The 2,397-nt window shown below is 32.7% G+C and carries 2 protein-coding genes; both read right to left on the bottom strand.

Annotation, left to right across the window (positions count from 1 at the left end; genetic code table 11):
- A partial coding sequence (locus tag SPD90_RS00010; RefSeq protein ID WP_320923925.1) for a DEAD/DEAH box helicase occupies positions 1-1,797 on the bottom strand: 1,797 nt, incomplete at its 3' end.
- Positions 1,798-1,823: 26 nt separating this feature from the next.
- On the bottom strand, positions 1,824-2,306 hold the full coding sequence (locus SPD90_RS00005) for a hypothetical protein (protein ID WP_320923924.1): 483 nt from the start codon (positions 2,304-2,306) through the stop codon (positions 1,824-1,826).
- Between the last annotated feature and the right edge of the window lie 91 nt (positions 2,307-2,397).

Raw genomic sequence — 2,397 nt, 5'->3', positions numbered from 1 at the left:
AGTATATTTCAAATCGTACCATCCAGTTGGAAGTACTACATCTCTAGATTCGATGCTTGCACCTGTGTATTTTATTCCCTTTATCAAATCCCTTACCATCGCAACTGGTATTAGCTCGTATTTTGTGTAGTCATATTCTACTTCATCTTCAAGCATTCCAGTTCCGTTGTCTAACAAGAATTTAGGATTTAACCATTTAGCTATACTATTCCATTTATCACAAAAGTCGACAATATTTACAGTTTCCGTTCCGCCTTGACCTTTTCCACGCATACCCCTACCGACCATCTGCATAAGTAACGTGTCACTAGATGTAGGTCTAGTCAAAAATACAGTTTGTATATCTGGAATATCACTGCCTTCTGTGAGCATATTGATATTTATAAGAACATCTATATGATCTTTTCTCTTATTGTCCTTAAATCTATCAATTATATCCTCGTTATCTTTATTTAAGCAATAAATATACTCGCATTTAACGCCTCTTTTTTTAAGCTCATCACTCAAAGCTATACAGTGTATTGCATTTAGCGCAAAAATTATCGTCTTTCCGTATTTCTTTCTGTTTTTCATATATTCGTCGATTATTATCTCATTTCTCTCATTCGTATTTGCCACCTTTGTAAGTAGTGAAGCTGGCATTTCACCCCATTTTCTTATATATGCCCTCTCGTCTATATCTATAATCGTGTCTATATCTATATTAGTCTCGATATTAATATAATTTGGCTTTGAGAGCACGCCATCTGCTATTAATTTACTCATGCTAACTGAATAAATTATTTGATTGTCAAAAATTCTCATAAGCCCTCTAGTCGCCTTATCTGTCAAACGACATGGAGTGGCAGTCAAACCAAGCAACTTATAGGTCGGCACTTTTTCTCTAATTTTATTTATGATTTTTCTATAAGATGGAGCCGATGTGTGATGAGCTTCGTCTACTACAATTATTACTTTTTCCTTTAAAATATTTGGAAGGTATACCAAGTTATTTTTGTTTAAGCTCTGAAAGCTAGATATTATGAGGTCGTCCTCTTTAGTCATAGCTTTTGCCTTGGCGTGCTTACCTGATATACATATCATCCTAAATGTATTTTTATCTTCGTTTTCAGTTTTTATCAATGGTGAAAATTTATAGAAATTTTGGGCAGTCTGCTCTATCAGCATATGTCTATGAGCCAACCATATGACCTGATAACCACTAGAAATCATATATTTTAGTAAAAAATACACACTAGTTCTAGTTTTCCCGCTTCCCGTCGGCATGACTAATATACCCGATGTTTTATCATCGGATATAAAGTAGTTTTTTAACGCTTGGACTGCTTTTTTTTGATATGAATACAGAGGAACATCGTCTACCTTTGATTCTTTGAGATTTATGATTTTTGGCATTTTAAAAATAGATTCTTCCTCATCATAATAGCTTCCTTGCAATTTTAATTCACTTATATAGGCATCTAAGAGAGTTTGCGTAAGTCGCTTTGATCTTAATTTATCGAGCATTTCCTTGTTATCGCCCGTATATTTCACATCGCTGTAATTTACTTTTTCTAGTTTTCTAACAATACTTATCAAGCTGTTACTTTCCTCTAAAAAATAATCTTCTATCTCTCTTCTATATTTTCTCACAAAACTAGCATTCGGATACACGCAAATATCATCTATAAAAGGAATTAAAAAATCCTTATCGTCGATCATTATAGGCGCCCTCTCATCTTCAGGTGTCTTCTCTGAAAACACTATAGACTTTATAAAATCAATCGAGAAATTCTCCCATGAAAATAACTTTGCCATAGATATCTCCCCCTCGCTGTAAATTTCTATTTAAAAACATCTTTCAATACCTTATTTTTTTCGCATTCTTCGTAAAGTATTTCTATTCCCTCTTTGCATTTTATATTATCTATTACTATTGCATCTGCTAAATTGTTTTTAGGATCTAGAGCATGCCCTAATAATATAAATAGATCCTGCGCTTCTTCTACTGTTATACATGCACCTGAACAAAATCTCATAAGAGCTGCTCTAGACATATTTCTAGTTCCTTTTAGGTATTTTCTCATAGCGGATACTCCTATGTTGCATTTAACTTCTATTATGTTATAGTCTCCGTTGAATTTTTCACATGCTATCATAGATATCTTTTTCATTAATTTAGCTTTTCTATTGGTTATATCTATACCTAGACTTTGGATTTGTTCATCGCTTAGACGATAGCTTTTTTGCTCATGTTCTTCGTATTCTAGGCCTGTTTTTTTGAATTTGTTATTTTTTATGTATTCTTTATTTACGTATTCAAACATATTTTCTCCTTATATCTCTAAATCTTTTATATAAAATTCTATACTTTCAAACCCTGGCAATATATAAAATCCACCACTTGGCTTATGGTTA

This window comes from Intestinibacter sp. (assembly GCF_034113885.1).
GTDB lineage: Bacteria > Bacillota > Clostridia > Peptostreptococcales > Peptostreptococcaceae > Intestinibacter.
The sequence above is the reverse complement of the archived record's forward strand: the minus strand, read 5'-3'. Positions and strand labels throughout refer to the sequence as shown.